The organism is Clostridium merdae (assembly GCF_900176635.1).
In the GTDB taxonomy this organism is placed as follows: Bacteria; Bacillota; Clostridia; order Oscillospirales; family Acutalibacteraceae; genus Faecalispora; species Faecalispora merdae.
In genome coordinates this window covers 320,674-340,955 of record NZ_FXLN01000003.1, presented here as the reverse complement: position 1 = coordinate 340,955, position 20,282 = coordinate 320,674, and the positions used below count along the sequence as shown (strand labels likewise).

General features: G+C 44.5%; 17 protein-coding genes. 7 read left to right on the top strand and 10 right to left on the bottom strand.

The annotated features are described in order from the left end of the window. Positions 1-14: 14 nt before the first annotated feature. The 8 genes from CAN90_RS03380 to CAN90_RS03345 form a co-directional block, all read right to left on the bottom strand. Positions 15-818, bottom strand: a complete 804-nt coding sequence (locus CAN90_RS03380) for an ABC transporter ATP-binding protein (protein WP_085832426.1) — start codon at positions 816-818, stop codon at positions 15-17. Further along, complete coding sequence (locus tag CAN90_RS03375; RefSeq protein WP_242953562.1) at positions 815-1,804, bottom strand: FecCD family ABC transporter permease; 990 nt, start codon at positions 1,802-1,804, stop codon at positions 815-817. The genes CAN90_RS03380 and CAN90_RS03375 overlap by 4 nt, the downstream gene beginning before the upstream one ends. 17 nt (positions 1,805-1,821) lie before the next feature. Next, positions 1,822-2,982 (bottom strand): ABC transporter substrate-binding protein, encoded by a 1,161-nt coding sequence (locus CAN90_RS03370; RefSeq protein ID WP_085832424.1) that lies wholly within the window; start codon positions 2,980-2,982, stop codon positions 1,822-1,824. A gap of 123 nt (positions 2,983-3,105) precedes the next feature. After that, a complete protein-coding gene (locus CAN90_RS03365) occupies positions 3,106-4,257 on the bottom strand; it encodes a nitrogenase component 1 (RefSeq protein WP_085832423.1) in 1,152 nt (383 codons plus the stop codon). Between the two features lie 5 nt (positions 4,258-4,262). Next, positions 4,263-5,525 carry a nitrogenase component 1 gene (locus CAN90_RS03360; RefSeq protein WP_085832422.1) on the bottom strand — a complete coding sequence of 421 codons (1,263 nt, stop codon included), beginning with the start codon at positions 5,523-5,525 and terminating at the stop codon, positions 4,263-4,265. Then, the gene (locus tag CAN90_RS03355) at positions 5,518-6,273 is read right to left on the bottom strand and encodes a nucleotide-binding protein (RefSeq protein WP_085832421.1); all 756 of its coding nucleotides are present in this window, start codon (positions 6,271-6,273) and stop codon (positions 5,518-5,520) included. The genes CAN90_RS03360 and CAN90_RS03355 overlap by 8 nt, the downstream gene beginning before the upstream one ends. A 438-nt stretch (positions 6,274-6,711) precedes the next feature. Next, positions 6,712-7,236 carry a methylated-DNA--[protein]-cysteine S-methyltransferase gene (locus CAN90_RS03350; protein ID WP_085832420.1) on the bottom strand — a complete coding sequence of 175 codons (525 nt, stop codon included), beginning with the start codon at positions 7,234-7,236 and terminating at the stop codon, positions 6,712-6,714. Positions 7,237-7,301: 65 nt separating this feature from the next. After that, a complete protein-coding gene (locus CAN90_RS03345) occupies positions 7,302-8,285 on the bottom strand; it encodes a DUF2971 domain-containing protein (RefSeq protein ID WP_085832419.1) in 984 nt (327 codons plus the stop codon). 235 nt (positions 8,286-8,520) lie between these two features. Here CAN90_RS03345 and CAN90_RS03340 point away from each other — a divergent pair, with 235 nt between their 5' ends. The 7 genes from CAN90_RS03340 to CAN90_RS03310 all read left to right on the top strand — a co-directional run bounded on the left by CAN90_RS03340 (position 8,521) and on the right by CAN90_RS03310 (position 18,246). Next, on the top strand, positions 8,521-9,240 hold the full coding sequence (locus CAN90_RS03340) for a GntR family transcriptional regulator (RefSeq protein WP_143750790.1): 720 nt from the start codon (positions 8,521-8,523) through the stop codon (positions 9,238-9,240). A gap of 312 nt (positions 9,241-9,552) precedes the next feature. Beyond that, positions 9,553-10,854 carry an SLC13 family permease gene (locus CAN90_RS03335; protein WP_085832417.1) on the top strand — a complete coding sequence of 434 codons (1,302 nt, stop codon included), beginning with the start codon at positions 9,553-9,555 and terminating at the stop codon, positions 10,852-10,854. A gap of 10 nt (positions 10,855-10,864) precedes the next feature. Continuing rightward, entirely contained in the window at positions 10,865-11,626 is a 762-nt protein-coding gene (locus CAN90_RS03330) for an amidohydrolase family protein (protein ID WP_085832416.1), read from the top strand. Between the two features lie 101 nt (positions 11,627-11,727). Continuing rightward, entirely contained in the window at positions 11,728-14,415 is a 2,688-nt protein-coding gene (gene acnA / locus CAN90_RS03325; RefSeq protein WP_085832415.1) for an aconitate hydratase AcnA, read from the top strand. 368 nt (positions 14,416-14,783) lie between these two features. Next, positions 14,784-15,338, top strand: coding sequence for a TetR/AcrR family transcriptional regulator (locus CAN90_RS03320; protein WP_085832414.1), 555 nt, complete (start codon positions 14,784-14,786; stop codon positions 15,336-15,338). 153 nt (positions 15,339-15,491) lie between these two features. Continuing rightward, positions 15,492-17,267, top strand: a complete 1,776-nt coding sequence (locus tag CAN90_RS03315) for an oleate hydratase (protein WP_085832413.1) — start codon at positions 15,492-15,494, stop codon at positions 17,265-17,267. Positions 17,268-17,727: 460 nt separating this feature from the next. Next, positions 17,728-18,246 carry a hypothetical protein gene (locus CAN90_RS03310; RefSeq protein WP_143750789.1) on the top strand — a complete coding sequence of 173 codons (519 nt, stop codon included), beginning with the start codon at positions 17,728-17,730 and terminating at the stop codon, positions 18,244-18,246. Between the two features lie 181 nt (positions 18,247-18,427). Here CAN90_RS03310 and CAN90_RS03305 read toward each other — a convergent pair whose 3' ends face one another. After that, positions 18,428-18,775: a VOC family protein gene (locus CAN90_RS03305; RefSeq protein ID WP_085832412.1), complete on the bottom strand. Its 348-nt coding sequence runs from the start codon at positions 18,773-18,775 to the stop codon at positions 18,428-18,430. 173 nt (positions 18,776-18,948) lie between these two features. Next, positions 18,949-20,229, bottom strand: a complete 1,281-nt coding sequence (locus CAN90_RS03300) for an SLC13 family permease (RefSeq protein WP_085832411.1) — start codon at positions 20,227-20,229, stop codon at positions 18,949-18,951. Positions 20,230-20,282: the final 53 nt, after the last annotated feature.

The following is a 20,282-nucleotide window of genomic DNA, read 5'->3' as shown; positions in this document are numbered from 1 at the left end:
AAAGGGGATTAATGTTAATGTACGGTTTGCTTTGAAGCTACGGGAATGACACAATGAAAAGATTCATTCTCCACTTCTACACTGCGAATACACACCCGAACCGAAAAAGCACGGTTTAGATTCTCTTCGCTGATTACCTCCGTGCTTTTGCCATACATACAGGTACCATCGCGGTTGAGAATGAGCGCATCGTCGGCAATCTGCAATGCGTGGTCTGGGTAATGGGTGTTGATAATGGCAGAGATTCCACGTTTGCGTGACAGCTCCTGAATGCAGTTCAAAACAGTGAGCTGATTTTTAAAATCAAGGTTCGATTCTGGTTCATCCAATACCAACATAGATGGATTCGAGGTAATAGCACGTGCAATGAGCACCATTTGCAGCTCTCCGCCGCTCATTTCGTTGCACTGCTTATCCTTTAAACCCAGAATTCCAATGGATTCCATGCAGGCGAGTGCCAGCTCTTCATCCTCTGCACTAGGCAGTTCAAACATTTTCAGGTGAGCAGAACGCCCCAGCGTGACCATTTCTTTTGCCGTGTATGAAAACACAGAGGATTTTGCTTGCGGTACATAGGCAATTTTTTGCCATAGCTCGCGTTCAGGTATATAGGAAAGAGGTGTGCCGTCAAGCAAGCTTTGTCCGCTGTTCCATTTCAGCATTCCCATCATGCAGCGCAATAATGTGGTTTTGCCTACACCGTTTGAACCAAGCACACTGAGCACCTTGCCACTTTCCACACGTAGGCACACGTCCTTTAAAATCTGCCGCTCGGTTCCGGGGTAACGGTAACAGCCATTTTTTACTTCAAATGTCATAACTGAGTTCCTCCCGTTTTACGTAAAAGACCAATAAAGAACGGTGCGCCGATTACGGCGGTTAAAATCGAGATAGGTATTTCTGCGGCAGTGGCACTGCGTGCCAGTGTGTCTATCATTAGCAAAAAGATGGCACCAAAGCTGATGCTGACCGGTATTACATTTTTATTGTTGCTGCCATATAGCATTCTCGCTATGTGCGGTACCAATAACCCTACCCAGCCTACTTGCCCGCACATAGAAACGCAGGAGGCTGTAACAAAGGTAGCTGCAAACATAATCATTAGACGAATTCGCTTTACATTCACACCAAGGGAACGGGCTTCGTCGTCGCTGAGTGCCATAACGTTCAGGCGCCAACGTAGGAAAAAAATAGTGAGGATGCCCGCGATGATAAAAGGCAAGCCCAGCATCAGGCTGGCATAGCTCACTCCGGTAAGGCTACCCATAAGCCAATAGGTAATGCTAGGGAGTACATCCTGCGGGTCTGCCACGAACTTCACGAGTGATACCATTGCTTGAAATAGGGAAGAAACCACCATGCCACTTAAAACAACCATAATAATGGTACTTTTGCCTTTCTGGCGGCTGATAATGGTAGTCATTACAATGGCACACATACCAAAGACTAGGGCAAAAAGCTGAACTGCGATTAAGTTCTTAGAAAACATAAGTGCTACCGCCGCACCAAAGGAGGCTCCGCTTGCTACACCGAGGGTGTCGGGCGTAGCGAGCGGATTGGTGAATAGCCCTTGAAAAGCCGCACCGGAAACTGCCAATCCGGCTCCAATGAACATTGCAAGAACAATACGCGGCAAACGAACTCCAAACAATACAGAAAGCTGGGTGGAATCAACACTGGCACCTGTAAAGGGGGACAGCAGTACACGTATTGTATCTGGAACACTAATAAAGTAGCGACCAATGCCAAGGCACACAATTGCAGCAGCAAAGGGTAGAAGCAGTAAGACGACCCTGCTTTTCATACTCAGTGATGCCCTGCTCATTTTTTCAAACCAGAACCATCACTGGAGGGGTTAAAAATCTGCTCAAGTTCGTCATCTTTGAGTTCGTAATTATAAAATCGCTTGTAATATTCCTTTACTTCCTTTTGCATATCCATATCTTTAAATAACTCTGGTTGGGTTTTCGACGCAAGCCATTTTAAGGAAAGGGGAGTGTCGGATGCAGGTGGAAACCAACGGTACATGCCAAGCGGGAACTTGTAAACCTTTTTGTCCTGCACGGCTTTTACCTTGCTCCAGTCAAAGCCCTGAATGGTGTTGCCGTATAAATCCTCCGGTTGGTAGGGAGTAAAGTTGGTAATGAAAATCATGTCTGGGTTCCACTGGTAAATTTGCTCCATGTTAATATCTGCAATACCCTTTAAATCTTTGGCAACGTTTTCTGCTCCGGTTGTGTCGAGCCAAAACTGACCAAAGAAGTTACTGCCAGAGGTTTTAATGGCTCCATTTTCGTATCGAAAAAGTACGAGCACCCGAGGCTTTTTAATTGTATCGCCAGCCGCTTTGATAGTTGCGGTTACCTCATTTTCAACCTCGTAGCCATAGTCTGCAATTTTTTTCGCAGTCTCGGCCTGTCCGAGAACCTCACCGAGTAACGTGACCCAATTGTCAAAGGTTTTCACGGAGTTAAATTCGAATTTGCTGGTACTAAAGCCCACGGCGGGAATTCCCGCTTTAGTGAGCGCTTCATAATCCGCCTTTTTGTCCGCAGAGTAGAACACGACGTCTGGCTTTAGCTTGATTACCTCTTCAATGTTGAGGTTCCCGTCCTTTAGAAAATCAGTGCTTGCATTCAGAATTTCAGGGTGAACCTTGGGTAGAATGGAGTTTTTCGCCGCCGCCATGGATGAGGGGTCCATACCTACTACCTTTGCCGACGCACCGTCAAACAGAGCCACGACGGAGGGAAGAGGCAAAATAGAGGAAATGACAATTCGATTGATTTGAGTGGGGAGTTCAATGCTATTCCCTGCGTGGTCAACAACGGTGTGCGTAGCGCTTGCCGTTTTAGACGCATCGGAAGGAGAGGTTTCCCCGGAAGAGGACTGCCCTGCGGTACCAGCACATCCAGCAAGGGCAGAGGTTAGCATCAGTACGCTAACAGCCGCAGAAAGAACTCTTTTTGAAAGTTTAAACATGTTCTACCTACTTTCCTTAATCTGTTCTGCCAAAAAGTAATCAGAGCATCCGGCAGAACCAGTATGTTTTATCCTAATAAACAGCGCAATCGCTGTCATTATTTCGATTTACAGGTTTGTTTTCTATGTGTGTGAATCAAAGAAAGATTGAAAATTTTCGCCAATACAGCTGATTGGTGCCATGCCAGACATTTTGCTCGAGATGCAATAGGATGGTAAATCCAAAAATTCAACCTTTGTATCCGGTTGCAATAGCATGCGGAACATAGGGTCGCCAATAATCCTTTTATATTTGCCAGAATTTATTGCGGCTTCTATTTTCTGTTCGTCAGAAAGGTTTAAAATATTTTCGCCCTCTAGCTCATTTTCAACGCCGAATAAACAACCGCAATCTGAGGTTATGCCGTAATCAGCTTCCAGTGCAAGCTGTATGCTGCGACATAGAATCTCATCGCCTAATATAAGCGTGTCGGCTTCTCCGCCTTTTGCTGTCGGAATTATGGTTGTTTGCTCGCGCAGGGAATCACGTATTCTGCTTAGCCAGTCCTCTTTTGCCGCTTTCCCAATCGGAATCTGCACCAGATACGGGATGCCAAAGTGCTTTTCCATGTAACGCGCGGGCGGTAAGCCTGACTGTGAAACAACAAGGTTCAAGGAAGCCTGAGCAGCATTTTCAATTGCCTGCATGCTAAAGCCATCGCAAAAGCTGCACACCAGTTCAAAGCCATTCTCTTTCATCAGTGCTTTTAAATCGCCCGTTGCAATGCTGGGAAAATCGAGCGGAGTAATACCCAAAAGATTGACTCCATTTTGTATTTTATGGTCTGTCGTTTTGGTAAAGCGCTCCATCAGTGCAACACAGGTTTGTGCAATCCCGTCTGAATAATATTTGGTTCCGGTGGTGTCAAATCCGAGGCAGGGGATACCGGTTCGTGACTCAATGTCTGCCGCTATTCCTACCATGTCGGTTCCAATTACCATTGGCACAGGGCTACCAATTAAAACAATCAGCTCAGGATTTAAACTTTCTGCTGCCTTCAAAACCTTTTGAATCAGCTTTTCATCGTCGCCCAAAATAGCGTCAATCTCACGCAGGCCAGAGCAGAAAATAGCAGATTTTGAACCATACCAACGTGGTTCATCGTAGCCGGTATAGTTACCCGTACAGCCTGACGCATCGTGCAGTACCGCAACACAGTTTAGTTCAAAAATAGCCGAGCATACCCCTGAATAATCGGGGGAAAAGGGAGGAAGTTTTACACAAAGCTTACCCAAAACAATTACACCACCAATCCATAATCCTCAATCAGTGCCCGCAGGTCGATCACTGTGTCTGTGGCTTCTTCCAGCAGCTCCATGAATCGGCGTATGCCATAGTACCCAAATAGTCCCTCATCAGCAAACAAATCTACCACATGCTCTGAACCGCAAATATAGGCGGCGTTTACACCAATGGAAAGGCTTTTGGGGAAGCGCTTATCAAACTTTACAATGTCGTTGTGCTGGGGCTGTATGATTTCTACTGTGGGCAAATTCTGCAATACCCAATTGTAAGCAGCTTTGTCACTTGGAATCACTTCCTGCGCAACAATTGTATGCACAGCAAAGCCATAGCCCGAAAGCGCCTTGGCCAAGCTAAATGGGCGCACCACGGCAGAAGAATCGAGTATAATTGGCAGCTTGCCAAGCTTTTTTACCGCACGCTCAATGGCGGCCTGCGCTGCTTGTCTATCCTCTGTAAAATCAAAATACTGTGCTTGCTTCGGTTTTAAAAAATCTTGTATTTGTTGGTATTGCTCTGCCACGTCATCCATATCGTAGCTAACCGGGAAAAAACGGTAGGGGATGTTACAGCGCTTCTCCATCTCTTTTGCCGCTTTAACTCCGGGAGGCATAAGCACAAGGTTAAAAGAGCTTTTGGCCATCTCCTGCCACTGGTCAAAGCATTCGTATTGGCTCACATGGCGTAGGGCGGGAAATCCATTTTTCTCAAGTAGTCTATGTAGTTCACATTCTGGGTCTAGTGCAACCAGATTCCCAACGCTATTGATGCCACCGTCGTGCTCCGGCTGCTTTGCAAGCAGGCTGTACACGCGTTTTTGTATTCCAACGGGTGGGGGCTCGTCCGAACCAAGCGTGATGGGGTTCATGTGAGCGATGCGAAACTGTATGTCTGGGTAGCGAAGCTCCAGCTCAGCTTCTACCGCATCGCAGTCGGTTCCAATCAGGTCATCCAGACAGCTTACAAACACGAAAATAGCGCGCGGTCTCTTTTTTAATACATTGAGCAGCTCATCTGCCGCTTCCAATATCAAATTGTCGTAGCCGTTTATAATATCGCTTTGGTCAATGTAGTAGTAAGAGATACGGTCTTTCAGACCCTGCTTTAGGATGCCGAGCGCACCGTGCCTGCCACAGGCAAAGGGTGAAATGAAAAGCTGGTAGCTTTCTGGTGCGAGCATACCAATACGAACCACGCCCCAGCCACCGTGAGCAGGTGTGGCGTAGTGAAGTGTGGATTCAAAACACCCGCAGCTATTCATTGCATACCTCCATGACCTTTGAAGCGAGGTCTAAATATTCCTTCGCCATTTCACAATCTGGGAATGCCTCAATTACTGTTTTTCCTTCATTTTCCGCACTCTGTACAAACGAGCTGCGAGGTACTACTTTTACAATGTGTGTTCCAATCTCTTCTGCGGCTTTTTGTACCAGCTCCTGCTCATTTTCGATGTTGCGGGAGTTGAGGATAATACCCGAAAACTTTGCATAACCACGATTGCCAAAGTTTTTAATCGCCTGTGAAATATTACTAGCGGCATACAAAGACATCATTTCGCCCGAGGTAACAATGAAAACACGGTCAGCATACCCGCCGCGTATTGGCATGGCGAAGCCGCCGCATACCACATCTCCCAGAACATCGTAAAAGACAATATCGGGCTGAAAAACCTCATAGGCATGAAGCTCCTCCAGCTTGTTGAAGGCGGTAATAATACCGCGCCCAGCACATCCAATCCCCGGTGTTGGGCCGCCGGATTCCACACAGATTACATTTGAAAACCCGGTGTATGTAATATCTTCGAGCTTTAAATCGTCACCCTTCTCCCGAATTTGATCTAGCACGGTTGGAATTTTGCGCCCGTTCATCAAATTTTTCGTGGAATCCGCCTTTGGGTCGCACCCAATCTGCATAACGCGGTACCCTTGCACAGCAAGTGCGGCAGAAAGGTTTGAAGTGGTTGTGGATTTCCCGATTCCACCCTTCCCGTAAATGGCAATCTTATACAAATGGTTCACTTCCATTCCTGCATGACGCATACAATCAGTTAGCTAATACTAACTAATTGTCGGAATTCAAAGCGGCGTAAGTTCTACCAATAAGAGAATGACTTGCTTTGTCTGACGAACAGTTAGTTTAATCTAACATTTAGCTTTAGCATAGCAAAGCAATTCTTCAAAGTCAATATATAACAAAAAAAGTTCTTATTTCCCTAAGATTTGTCTAATTTACAAAAGGAGAGAAATGAAACTTTTGGCTTGTTTGAATAAACAAATAATGGCAAATAGCATATACATTGGCGTTTCATTTTTTATATAGATTAGGGGAAAAGGTGATTTTTTTAAGCCGATTATAAGGATGTGCTTTATGCCCTCTTATTAAAAAATAAGGCCGCCAATGGTAACATTGACAGCCTTATCAATTTATTTGCTGATGTGTAGTAATGGTTAGGAGCGCGCAGCCTTGTGAGAAAGCTCTGCGTGTTCATGGTTTAAAAGCCAAAGCTTTTTATCGGTACCACCGGCATAGCCGGTTAGCTTACCATTCGAACCAACAACGCGGTGGCAAGGAATAATGATGGAAATGGGATTGTGTCCCACGGCTCCGCCAACAGCCTGAGAAGACATATGCGCTAAACTTCTGCGGGCAGCTATCTTTTCAGATATTTGCCCGTAGGTAATCACTTCGCCATAAGGAATTTCTAAAAGGATTTGCCAAACCTCCTTGCGAAAGTCAGTGCCGTTCGGTGCAAGAGGAAGCGATGCTGCGGAGGGACTCTCACCTGCAAAATAGCGGTTTAACCAATTGGTTACCGTGTGGAAAACAGGCAAATCATTTTTTTCTTCCATTGGCTGTGTTACCGTGCCGCCAAAATATTTCTGACCATCAAACCATAAGCCTACAAGGTGCGTGCCATCGCTTGCAAGTGTGATTACGCCAAGGGGAGAAGAATACTGTGTGGAATAAAACATTTTGGTTCCTCCTTCTTTTTTAACTCGATTAATACTTGTTTCATTTTTATTGATAGAGCGTTGTTTTAGTAGCGGATTGGGATTTTAGATTCATTAATCTCAATATAGTTATCGTAGCCATTGTCCTGTAAATAGCGTTGTAGCCCCGCCGTTGCAAGTGCATTTTCTACCATTGGAGCGACTGTGATTTTTTTAATCACTCCGTTTTTGCGAAAGGGTACATCACAATGCGGGGTTACTACTCCTTGGCGAACGGTATAGTCAATTTTAATTGGACTGCCCGGCATTTCCGTTTGTCTTTCTGGCATTCGCAGAACAAAACGGTATTCTTTTTCACTGGAAAAGGAAGCATCCTTAAAAAATAATCGAAAGTTCTCAAGATAAGAAACAAGCTCTTCGTATTTTTCTTGAATCACCAGTTCCTGATTGTCCGAATTTGAAATGTTTTTAAGAGCAAGGTGCAGGGATTCATCCGTAACCTGAATGGCTTTTTTCAGAGTATCTATTTTTTCTTTATTACTGTAAATAACGGGGCCGTAAAACAGCTTGCTGTTATGTTCTGTCATGCTGGATAGTGAACGGATGATATCGTTCACGGATATGCCAAGGTTATAGCCTTGGTATTTGTTGCCTTTTACATAGTAGTTCCACATATTGAGCAAATCTGGGTCTGTTGATGCACAAAAGACAAAGTGCCGCATGGTAAGCAGCTTTGTTCCATCATGCCCTAGGGAGGGATTCTCAACAATCAGTTCCTGAAAATCGTACTTATCGTTGATAAAGCCCTGAATGAGTTCGCTGAGACCGGTATGGTACAGGCTAGAACGCACCTCTTCAAATGCGGCTTCCAAAGGAATATGAATGTGGTTGTACTCGGAGCGGTCATTGAGAAACTGGCAGTCGGTAAAACGGATGCTGGATGAGGATAGGATTGCGAGCAGACCTTCTGGGGAAGTATAGTGATAAACCGTTCGATTCCGATTTTTCGTTTCTTTTTCCGCCGACGGGTGAAAGCAAAATATTTTAGAGGGTAAAATGGTATCCTCCAAAAGAAATCCCTCCTTCCATAAAAGGCAATTACGTAGATTAATTTGATTATAACAGGAGTGTGAATTTCTGTATACTCCCACTCTTACACTTGAAAATAGATTGTGTTTCGTTACTAATGCGATTCAAAACAAGTGAGGTAGTGTTTTTAACCCACTAGTTTGCAACAGGCAGTTGCTTTTTTTTCAGCTTTCTTTTATAATTTTTTCAAAGAATGAAAAGGGGGTAAGCGAAAATATGAAATATGATTATGAACAACGAATTATATCTTCCGTTGATTTTACGCAGCGTCGTCCCTTTTCTGAGATTATTTATAGTGCTCTGCGGGATGCGATTATTGACGGCACCTTTCCGTTAGGCGAACGAATCAATGAAAAATCTTTGGCAGATCAGCTTAATATTTCGAGAACACCGGTGCGCCGCGCCATTGACCGCCTGAACAAAGAGGGGTTGGTAGAATCGGTTCCAAACTATGGCGTTATCGTGAATAATATTTCGCTTCGAAGCATCAAAGAGATTTACCGTATTCGCAAATCACTGGAAGTGGTTCTTTTCGATGTGTTTTACGAGGTAATGACCGAAGAAGATTTGCAGCATTTGGGTGATTCATGTGAAAAAATGATGCAAGCGGAGGAAGCAGAGCAAATTGAAGAGGTATTTCACTGGTTCAGTGAATACAACGATTATGTAATGCAAGTAGTGCGGATGCCCCGTTTAACACTTTTGCTTGAGCAGCTTTCCGAATACCTGAAGAATTTTCGAAAATACTCCTTTTATAGTAAGGAGCGGCGTTTGCGAGCAATTCAGGAGCACAGTAAGATTTTAGAGTGTTTGCGTTGTAGAGATCGGGATGCGCTCGCAAAAGAAGTAGAACAGCATATTTCAAACTCGGAACAACAAACGATTGACAGTTTTGAAGACAATCACCGGCTGCATAGCAGTAGCCTCACTGTTTAGAATACGATATAAATCCTCTTGTATTTGTGGTCTTAATCCACAAATCTACAAGGGGATTTTTGTATAGTTAATAATGGCAATATGCATAAAAATAAGATGGGATGTTTTTCATGCAAATAAGAAACTACCAACAAAAAATGTTGCAAATGGAGTTTTAGTTCTTATTGAGAAAAATATTGCAAAATGAACAGTTTAAAAACACCATGTGCACTTTAGAAACAGAAAAGGGTGAAGTAAGCTATTGTTTCTTAAAATCGACCATGCTACAATACAGTCGCTATAGCGAAAATACATATCTAAGGGGAAATATCTATGCTAAATTCTCTATTGATTATTTTAGCAATTATCCTGTCAATTTATCTAGGAGAGAAATTTGACATAAACACAGGATTAATTGCACTGGCATTTGCGTATTTAATTGGCTGTTTTGTTCTGGGCATGTCAATTAATGATCTGTTAGGAACTTGGCCAACCAAACTGTTCCTGGTCATTTTCGCAATTTCGCTTTTCTTTAACTTTGCGGTTGTAAACGGAACACTCAACAAGTTGGCGAATCTTCTACTTTACAAGTTTCGAAGCTTCAACTTCTTCCTGCCCATGATTCTGTACTTCATTACCGCTCTGGTTTCTGGCCTTGGCGCAGCATTCTTTACCTCCGTTGCCATTATGGGAGCCATTGCAATGGCACTTTGCAAAACCTCTGGCATGAACAAAATGCACGCTTCTATTGCGGTTTCACTTGGTGCTCTTTCCGGTGCTAACTTTATGGCAAGTGCGCATGGCGTATTGTTCAATTCCATTATCAGCAAAACAAGCCTTGTTGACCAAGCCGCGGTTATGACAAAAGATATTTTTGTGGTGTCTTTCGTGTATCCTATTCTGGTCATTGGAATTCTTCTTTTTCTTTCCAGAAAAAATGGAAGCTCAAAGGAGATTCAGGTAGAAAAGCCAGAAAAGTTTACGCCCAAGCAGAAAACAAACTTGGTTTTGATTCTTCTGTTAATGGTTATGGTACTGTTTATTCCCGCACTGGCAAACCTGTTCAAGGGCGTTGAATGGCTTACTTTCGTGAGCAAACGCATTGACATCAGCTTCCTTTCTGTTGTATTTGCGATTCTTGCCTATTTCCTCAAGCTGACGGACAAGCCCAAAGAGGTTCTTGACCGTGTGCCGTGGAACACCATTTGGCTGGTATGCGGCGTTGGTATGCTAATTGATGTTGCCGTAGAAGCTGGCACCATTGACCTGCTCGCAAGCCTAATTAATAAGATTCCTGCTCCGCTTGTACCGATTTCGGTATGTGCAATTGCTGGTATTATGTCTATCTTCAGTAGTACACTGGGCGTTGTAGCACCGCTTATGTTCCCCATGATTCCTGGAATTGTTGCTGCAACTGGCCTAAGCCCGTCTTTAATTGTTGTTGCCATCATCATTGGCGCTCAGTCTACCGCTCTTGCTCCGTTCTCCACCGGAGGCAGCCTGATTTTGGGTTCCAGCGGCTTAGAAGAAAAAGAACAGCAGAAATTCTACAATGAACTGCTCTACAAGGCTACCCCCCTGTGCCTATTGTTCGCAGTGGTTGCCACCGCTGCTCTCATGTTCATTTATAGATGAGGTGATTCAATTGCAGAAGATTTTTGACAGCCACTTTCATATTATCAGCCCGGAGTACCCGTTGGTTGAGAACCAAGGCTTTCTACCGGATTTTTATACCGTGGAGGAATACCGCAAAGAGCTGGAACCCATGAATTTAGAACTGGTTGGTGGCGCAGTTGTTTCCGGTTCCTTTCAAGGCTTTGATCAGTCCTATTTTGAGGGCGCACTTGCAAAGCTAGGTAAAAATTTTGTAGGTGTAACCCAGCTAGACCCCCACACAAGTGATGAAGAGATTAAACGTCTCGATTCGCTCGGTATTCGTAATATTCGTTTTAATTTGTTCCGTGGCTTTAACTCCACGTTACAAGAGATTGAAAATCTCGCAAACCGTGTGCATGGCTTGTGCGGCTGGAAAACCGAGCTGTACCTCGATGCTTCGCAAATGGATGACGATTTCTTATCTCTTGTGTTCCGTTTGCCCAAGGTTTCTATTGACCATTTGGGGATGCGTAAGTGTGAAGTTGAGAGACTCAAGCGTTTTATCAGCAGCGGTGTGCCCATTCGCGTAACCGGGTTTGGTCGTGTAGATTACAGCCGTGAAGAAGTACAGCAGCTAATATGCGAGCTGTATCAAGAAAACGCGCAGGGGATTCTGTTTGGTACAGACCTTCCGTCTACCAGAGCAAGATACCGTTTTGCCGCTCAGGATGTTCAGTTGGTTTTGGATGCGCTCGGCGAAGAAAAAGCGCAGGATGTGTTGTACCGCAATGGTATGGCATGGTATTTATAAGCGAGTTTTAGAAAGAACAGGTATCTTCTCCGCATAACAGCGGAGAAGATACAACCTGCCGAAGTTAGGGCAGTACAAGTATCGGGAAAGAGGGTATAAGAGTGCGTCAGTTATTTATCTCAAAACTACAGGTAAATGAACAAGAATACGAATACTGTGACTTGAAGAAGGTTGCGGAATATTTTCATGCCGACTTAAAAAAGATACCGTATTCTGTTCGGGTAGTATTAGAGAATGTAGTAAGAAATGCAAAATCGGAAGAAGAGTTAAAGACCATTGTTGAGAAGGTCTTAAACTGGGAGAAGAATGTTGGAGCAGAGGTAGCGTTCTATCCGTCCAGAATTCTTTTGCAGGATTATACAGGCGTGCCTTGCGTTGTTGATTTAGCCTCTATGCGTGACGCTGCCGTAACGCTAGGACTAAAAGAAAGCGAAATTAACCCGGAAATCCCGGTAGACTTGGTCATTGACCATTCGGTGCAAATCGATATGGCTGGTGAATCCACTGCGATGGCCCGCAACACGGCTCTGGAGTTTGAGCGCAATATGGAGCGTTACCAAATGCTCAAATGGTCTCAAAAAGAATTTTCGAATCTACGAGTTGTTCCGCCGGACACGGGTATCATTCACCAGATAAACATTGAATACCTGTCTCCCATGGTGACAGAAAAGAAAGGGGAAGCTCCTTTTCTTCAGCCCGATTCTGTGTTCGGAACCGATTCCCACACCACCATGATTAACGGCTTGGGTGTGCTTGGCTGGGGTGTAGGCGGAATTGAAGCCGAAGCCTGTATGCTAGGCGAGCCTTCCGTATTCCCCATGCCTGAAGTGATTGGTGTTCACCTAACCAACCGAATGCCTGCCGGAGTAGTCGCTACGGATTTGGCTCTCAAGGTAACGCAGGTTCTGCGTGAAAACCATGTGGTTGGCAAATTTGTAGAGTATTTTGGAGACGGTTACGAGAGCCTTTCTCTTGCAGATCGTGCCACGATTGCGAATATGGCTCCCGAATACGGCTCAACCTGCGGCTATTGCCCGCCAGATGAAGAGACTCTGCATTATTTGGAGTTGACCGGAAGAAATAAAGTTGATATTGAAAAGACTGCCGCTTATTTAAAAGCAAATCATCTTTTCTACCAGAAGAACGATTCCGTTACTTACACGAAGGTTATTGAACTGGATTTATCGGAGCTTACCACCAATCTGTCCGGCCCGAAACGCCCGCAGGATTTGGTACCGATGGATCAGCTTTCGATGGCGTTTGAACATGCGATTGTTAGCCCCATGGGCAACCATGGCTTCGGCTTGCCGAAAGAGGAGCTAGACAGGGAGCATGCATTCGAGCTGGATGGCAAAAAAGAGGTTTTGAAAACCGGCGATGTTTTGATTGCCGCAATCACCAGCTGTACCAACACCTCAAATCCCGCTGTTTTATTTGGTGCGGCACTCGTAGCCAAAAAAGCGGTTGAAAAAGGGCTTACGGTATCTCCCAAAGTGAAAACCTCCTTTGCACCGGGTTCCCAAGCAGTTACCCGCTATTTGGAAAGCTCTGGTCTAATTCCATACTTAGAAAAGGTTGGCTTCCACATCGTTGCTTACGGCTGTACCACCTGCATTGGTAACTCTGGCCCCTTAAAGCCAGAGATGGAAGCGGCACTGAAAGAATCGAACCTTGTAACAGGAGCGGTTCTTAGCGGTAACCGCAATTTTGAAAGCCGTATTCACCCGCAGATTAAAGCAAATTATCTTGGCTCACCACTTTTGGTCATTGCCTACGCTTTGGCGGGCAGCCTTCGTAAAAACTTGGCGGTTGACCCGGTTGGGGTGAATGCCAATGGCGAAAAGGTTTACTTAAAAGATATTTGGCCAACAACAGAAGAAATCGACGAGCAAGTTCGTAAGTACGTTACCTCTGAAAGCTATCGTGCTGCTTATACAGAGGTTTCTACCGGGAACCAGCGCTGGAATGATATTTCAGTTGCTACCTCGCACACATATAATTGGGACGAAGCTTCCACATACATTGCAAATCCGCCTTATTTTGATGACTTGACCGCAGGGAAAACAACTGCTGTTGAGCTGAATCAGATGAGAGTTCTTGCAAAGCTGGGGGATTCCGTTACAACGGACCATATCTCTCCCGCTGGTACTATTGGAGCAAACTCGCCTGCTGGTTCCTATTTGCAGGAACATGGCGTAGCACCAAAGGATTTTAACTCCTATGGAACCCGCAGAGGAAACCACCACGTAATGGTACGTGGCACCTTAGCCAATACTCGCCTGCACAATGAACTTGCCGATGGCAAGGAGGGTGGCTTTACCCGCTACCTGCCAAACGGTGAAATCATGAGCATTTACGATGCAAGTTGCCTCTACCGTAACAATGGTACCGGTCTTGTTATCTTAGCCGGTAAAGACTACGGAATGGGTTCCTCCAGAGACTGGGCGGCGAAAGGCGTAAAGCTTCTTGGCGTTCGGGTTGTGATTGCGGAATCCTACGAAAGAATTCACCGTTCCAACCTGGTAATGATGGGTGTTCTGCCGCTGGAATACCTCCCGAATCAGACCGCAGCAACATTGGGTCTTACTGGTGAGGAAGAATACAGTGTGGCAATGCCTGCCCAGCCTAAGGTGAAAGAAGTAGTTACCGTTACCGCCAAACGGGCGGACGGCACAAAGCTGGAGTTCCAAGCGGTTGCCCGCTTTGATTCTGAAGCGGATATTCGTTATTATCAAAATGATGGTATTCTGCCCATGATTTTAAAGGAAAAGTCCCAAACACTTTGCTAATCCCCCTCAATGCTTTCAATTTAGAAAAAGCATAAGTTTAACCTCAAATAGAGCAAAAAGCCCCGAAACGCTACTCCGTTTTGGGGCTTTTTGCTTCTTTTTTTCGGCAATCATATGGAGTAAAAGTGGAAGCACCCAGTTCGAAAAAAACCGAGCTGGCGTACTGCGATTCGCCACATAAATAAAAGAAAGCTTCAAATACTGTACGAGAGATGCATAGATATGAAGTTGATTGCTAAAGAGATTAAAAGAGATACAGTACCTAAATACAGCGTAAAGTTTTTGAAATCTGGTTTAAAACAAGACGAAATTGTGCTTTAATATCTTTAATTCAAAATTGATTTTAGGTAAAGAAGGGAGGCACCCAAATGTCCCAAATAACAAAGCGCGCTTTGGAGGACTCGCTCAAGCACCTTTTACTGCAAAAACCGCTGAGCAAAATCACTGTGTCCGACATCGCAAAGGATTGCGGCATCAACCGAATGACCTTTTATTATCATTTCAAAGATATTTATGATTTAATTGAGTGGATTTGTGTCGAAGAAACAGCAAGAGCCATCAATGGTAAAAAAACATATGAGACTTGGCAGCAGGGATTTTTACAAACCTTCCAACTGGTTCTTGCGAACAAACCCTTCATTACAAATGTATACCATTCCGTTAGTCGCGAAAAAATGGAAGACTATTTTTATGCCATTACGTACGATCTTCTCATTGGTGTAATTGAAGAAAAGGCAGCGGGCATGAATGTTTCGCAAGAGGATAAAGATTTTATTGCCAGCTTCTACAACTATGCCTTTGTTGGGTTGTTAATTCAATGGATTAAAAAAGATATGCGGGAAGACCCACAGGTGATAATAGACCGCCTAAGCATCCTCATTCAAGGCGATGTAACGCGAGCTTTGGAAAAATATCAACATTAAAATTATCAAAAAATCAAAAATGATAAAAAATTAGTCAGTTTTGAATTCGTGATGGGATTTTTATCACTGCCCTTTAATTGCTGATTGAGAATCATATAAAAAACTCTATACTGGTGATTGTAGTAAGAAATAAACCAGTATGGAGGTATTGCTATGTACTATTCAAAGGGCAATTATGAGTCTTTGGCACGCCCGGAAAAACCACTGGGTGTGGAACGTAAATCTGCCTATTTAATTGGTTCAGGTCTGGCATCTCTTGCCGCTGCCGCTTTTTTAATTCGTGATGGACAGATGGATGGCAAGAGAGTTCACATTTTAGAGAAGGACACAATCGCGGGCGGTGCTTGCGATGGGTACGAATACGATAATACCGGGTTTGTCATCCGCGGTGGACGTGAGATTGACAACCGCTACGAGTGCCTTTGGGATTTATTTCACTCCATCCCGTCTTTGGAGACGGAGGGCGCCAGTGTTTTGGATGAGTTTTATTGGCTTAATAAGCACGACTCCAACAGCTCATTAACCCGTGCAACTGTAAACCGTGGGGAGGATGCCCACACAGATGGCAAGTTTACCTTGTCCAATGAAGGGATGCAAGAGATTATGCGTCTCTTCTTTACACCGGATGAAGCTTTGTATAACAAGCGTATCTCCGAAGTATTCAGCGATGAAGTCTTGAATTCGAATTTTTGGCTGTATTGGCGCACCATGTTTGCTTTTGAAAATTGGCACAGCGCACTCGAGATGAAGTTGTATATCAAGCGCTTTATTCACCACATTGGTGGCATGCCCGATTTTACTGCGGTTCGTTTTACAAAATTTAATCAATATGAATCTTTCATTTTGCCGCTAGTAAAGTATTTGGAAGCAAACAATGTTCAGTTCCATTTTGGCACAAAGGTAGAAAACATTCTATTCGATACAAAGTCAGATAAAAAAGTGGCAACCCGTATTGATATTGTTCACGACGGTCGCGAGGAGCACATTGACCTCACAGAAAATGATATGGTATTCATCACCAATGGCGGTTGTGTTGAGAATTCTACCATCGGCAACCAAAATACGCCCGCTTCCTTTAATAAGGAAATCAAAAAGGGCGGCGGCTGGGATATGTGGCGCAAGATTGCGGCACAAGACCCCTCCTTTGGTCACCCGGATAAATTCTGCTATGATGCAGAGCAAAGCAATTGGATGTCTGCCACGGTTACTACTCTTGATGACCGCATTCCCCCGTACATTCAGAAAATCTGCAAGCGCGATCCCTTTAGTGGCAAGGTAGTCACTGGCGGAATCGTAACAGCCAAGGATTCGAATTGGCTACTAAGCTGGACCTTTAATCGTCAGCCGCATTTCCGCAGCCAGCCCAAAGGTCAGCTTGTTGGTTGGGTTTACGCCTTATTTACGGATAAACCCGGCAACTTTGTGAAAAAACCAATGCGTGATTGTACCGGCAAAGAAATTTGTATGGAGTGGCTGTACCACATTGGCGTTCCTGAGAATGAAATTGAAGAAATGGCAGAGAAAAGCGCCAATACTGTGCCTTGCATGATGCCCTATATTACCGCTTTCTTTATGCCCCGTGAGGCAGGCGACCGCCCAGATGTCATTCCGGCAGGCAGTGTAAACTTTGCATTCCTTGGCCAATTTGCAGAAACAACAAGGGATACCATCTTTACCATTGAGTACTCCGTTCGAACTGCTATGGAGAGCGTTTACACTCTTCTGGATATTGACCGTGGTGTGCCTGAGGTTTGGGGAAGCACCTATGATGTTCGCGATTTGCTCAACGCCACCGCAAAGCTAGGCGACGGGAAAAAGATTACGGAGATGGAGCTGGAGCCTAAAATCAAAATGGTGCTCGGTGAGGTACTCAAAAAAGTTGCAGGCTCCGATATAGAAAAACTGCTCAAAGAATATCAGTTAATTTAGTTCTTAGACTACCCAATCGTATTAAAGTGGAAACCCTCCCGAGACGAAAGCTTTCGTTTCGGGAGGGTTTTATTTCTAGTATCAATCTAGAATCGCTCAGTTAAGAGAATGTGTTGTTCCAATAAAAATGCTGCAAATACTTTTTATCAGTTTCTGTTTAATGCCGAATCAAATTATTCCTTACAGTAGCAAAACCGACATTGCTTGAAAGGACCTGCCGTGTATGGTAAAATACTTATACTCCAGTTACTATTGGATATTTGTTAGTGTTGAGATAGCGGAAGCTAACTACATTATAGACTTAGTTCCTGCAAGATTGGAGATTATAGATACACTTTAGGTAGAGTCATCTTTTTTTCTATCAACTTACTTTGGGAGTTCATTAACAATTCTTACGGAGTTGGAAAGTAAGTTAAACTTATAATTTATAAAATCATTAGAAGTAGATAGGAGTATCATAATGTCACACGATGAACATTGCGGTTGCGGTTGCGGCCACGACCACAACCATACGCATTCCTGCGAAGCGAATACCTCTACCGAGCCGATTGAGGTGACGGAAAATCAAAAGGACTTCCTCCATGAACTTGCTCACAGGCATTTTCTCCCGGTGGCTCGGTTCACGGTTAAGGATAGCAGGGAGGAAGATTTTGCTTCCACTGCGCTGGCACCAGTTTTTCTGAGCTCGGCGACGGACGACATGAATACCGTCAAAGGTGCAGGCGCTTTTTTACAACAGCTGGAAGACTTGGGGCTGATTACCTTGGACTACGACATTCCTCTGAGCGGATATGGTTATGAGGAGTATAAAACAAGCTCACTCTACGAGTATTTTTGCAAAACAGTGGCAGAAGGAGCTACCAGGCCCAACTTTTTGGGGAATACTCCCGTGTTGGAGCTGGGCAGTATTGCCCTAACAGAACAGGGGGAGCAGATTGCCTCCAGTCACTGTAACCACAGCCACCATCATCACGAGTAAGGAGATGGATAAAGTCTGCTTTTGCTATGCGGCTATTAAATCTCGAGTGTAAGAGGCATAGATTAAAAAGACCGCCGTATTTATCGGCGGTCTTTATCTAACATGTTTGAAAAAGTTTTATGCAAAAAGCAGCCCCGGGAAAGGGCTGCTTTTGCTATATTTGTTGATTAGGAGTTTGTAATTATTTTTGCATGATATGGATGGCAAACCCGCCAAACTCTCCACTTAAATAAACGTTCTTGAGTTTTCCATCTTCGGTATAGGCGGCGGTTTCCATGTTAAATGAGAAGCCTTTTTCCTTTAATTCTTCTACGGCCGCCGTTAAATTGGGAGTACGCATGGCGATATGTCCATTTGCACCCAAGAAAGGAGCCTTCATACACTCGAAGTAAGGGCCGCCAAATTCAGACTTTTGCCCGTGGCGAGGCTCTAAGTTAAACATCATGCTTAAAAGACCAGCAAGCTTTTCTGCTTCTTCTGCATTGGGGGTGTTAATGCCAATATGCTCCAGTTCAAATGTATTTTTCATAATCATGCCTCTTTCATCGAATGTTGGAAGATAATACGTTTATGTATGGCTTAGAAATTTTAAGTGCGTTCCAAAGCGCTTTTACCCCCGGTACAGTTGGTGATACGCTCTGGCTATTGGGGGGATTTAAACAGGATGGAATAATGAAAAGGACGGAATTGGTTTTGAGTAACTTACATGGGGAACATTAACAGGGCACCACCACTCAAAGCCAACAAGCGAATAAAGTACATGGGAACAGTGAACCTCCAGAACTCGGTTAGCTTATATTTACCAATGCCCATAATCATTGCGGGCATGCCGTCAATGGGGAGGAAGTGACCGTTCCAACCAGAAATGACAATGGCGACGGCAGCTGCGGTGGGGTTTAATCCCAAGCTTAGGCAGGTGGAAATAGCAAGAGGGGCAAATACATAAACGGTACCCAGAGTAGAACCAGTAAGGGTTGCCAAAACACTGGTGAGAACACAGAAAGCAAAAACCAAAAGGAAGGGATTAATACTGGTACCTAGCATGTTTGCTACGCTTTCGCCAACCAGAGCGGTTAAGCCAGTATTGCCAAGTGCATCAGCAACACCAATTACACCAGCAGACATTAAAATAATAGGAGAGCAAATTGCATCACGGATTTCTTTAAAATCCATAACGCCGATGGCGAGCAGCAGAGCAACGGCAAGACCGGGAACAACATAGCCTGCATCGCCAACTTTGCTTTGAAGAATCATGCCAACAACAGCGGCAAAGAAAGCAAAATAGGTAGTGTATTCTTTCCATTTAGGCATTGCGGCAATACCCTCACCCTGCGCTGCGGCATCTTCCGATGTATCAGCGATGGGATGGTCGGGCAAAGATTTGTACGCGACCAAGCACCATGCCAGAAAAGCCATAGAAAGAATGAAGTTTACAATCGTAAAGTTGACGATATTTACCTCGCCTACTGCGGCACCAGCGCTTTGCAAAACTGCGACCACAATGCCATACTGCAAGGCCACGTTTAACGGGATTAATGGATGGTTCGCTGCAAAGCCAGCAGACATAATAATCTTTGAGGTTGGCAGCTTGGGGTTATAAGGAATAGCGGAGAGCAAACCAAGAGTGAGCACGTAATATGCGGTGGAGCCAGTGCCAAACAGGCTGGTTCCCAGCATAACCACCATAACCAGCAGTGCATAGGATTTATAGCCGCCTTTGCTTGCCATGTTGTACATGGTGTTTTTGAAGGTGGCAATAAAACTGGTTTTTTGCAGGGCGGCTATAATCGCCATGAATGAGGCGAGCATGACAATAGTGGCGTTCGAAAAGCCTGCAAAAGCGGTTTTAATATCGGCGACGCCAAATAGAACCAATAACAGGCACGCAAGGATAGGCGGTGCACCAAAGGGAAGTTTTTCTGTCATGATTAAAATAATCATGAACACGGTAATCGCAAGGGCAATAATCATAGGGGTAGTCATTTGTTTTAGCTCCTCTCTACTAAGTTGAATCTGTTTTGCGGAGGGAACGAGTT

Bases quoted from the DNA above. Each gene is read 5' to 3' on its own strand.
- CAN90_RS03335 (WP_085832417.1), top strand. From the start codon at position 9,553: ATGCTAAATTCTCTATTGATTATTTTAGCAATTATCCTGTCAATTTAT.
- CAN90_RS03370 (WP_085832424.1), bottom strand. From the start codon at position 2,982: ATGTTTAAACTTTCAAAAAGAGTTCTTTCTGCGGCTGTTAGCGTACTG.
- CAN90_RS03300 (WP_085832411.1), bottom strand. From the start codon at position 20,229: ATGACTACCCCTATGATTATTGCCCTTGCGATTACCGTGTTCATGATT.
- CAN90_RS03310 (WP_143750789.1), top strand. From the start codon at position 17,728: ATGTCACACGATGAACATTGCGGTTGCGGTTGCGGCCACGACCACAAC.
- CAN90_RS03360 (WP_085832422.1), bottom strand. From the start codon at position 5,525: ATGAATAGCTGCGGGTGTTTTGAATCCACACTTCACTACGCCACACCT.
- CAN90_RS03380 (WP_085832426.1), bottom strand. From the start codon at position 818: ATGACATTTGAAGTAAAAAATGGCTGTTACCGTTACCCCGGAACCGAG.
- CAN90_RS03315 (WP_085832413.1), top strand. From the start codon at position 15,492: ATGTACTATTCAAAGGGCAATTATGAGTCTTTGGCACGCCCGGAAAAA.
- CAN90_RS03375 (WP_242953562.1), bottom strand. From the start codon at position 1,804: ATGAAAAGCAGGGTCGTCTTACTGCTTCTACCCTTTGCTGCTGCAATT.
- CAN90_RS03320 (WP_085832414.1), top strand. From the start codon at position 14,784: ATGTCCCAAATAACAAAGCGCGCTTTGGAGGACTCGCTCAAGCACCTT.
- CAN90_RS03350 (WP_085832420.1), bottom strand. From the start codon at position 7,236: ATGTTTTATTCCACACAGTATTCTTCTCCCCTTGGCGTAATCACACTT.
- CAN90_RS03340 (WP_143750790.1), top strand. From the start codon at position 8,521: ATGAAATATGATTATGAACAACGAATTATATCTTCCGTTGATTTTACG.
- CAN90_RS03305 (WP_085832412.1), bottom strand. From the start codon at position 18,775: ATGAAAAATACATTTGAACTGGAGCATATTGGCATTAACACCCCCAAT.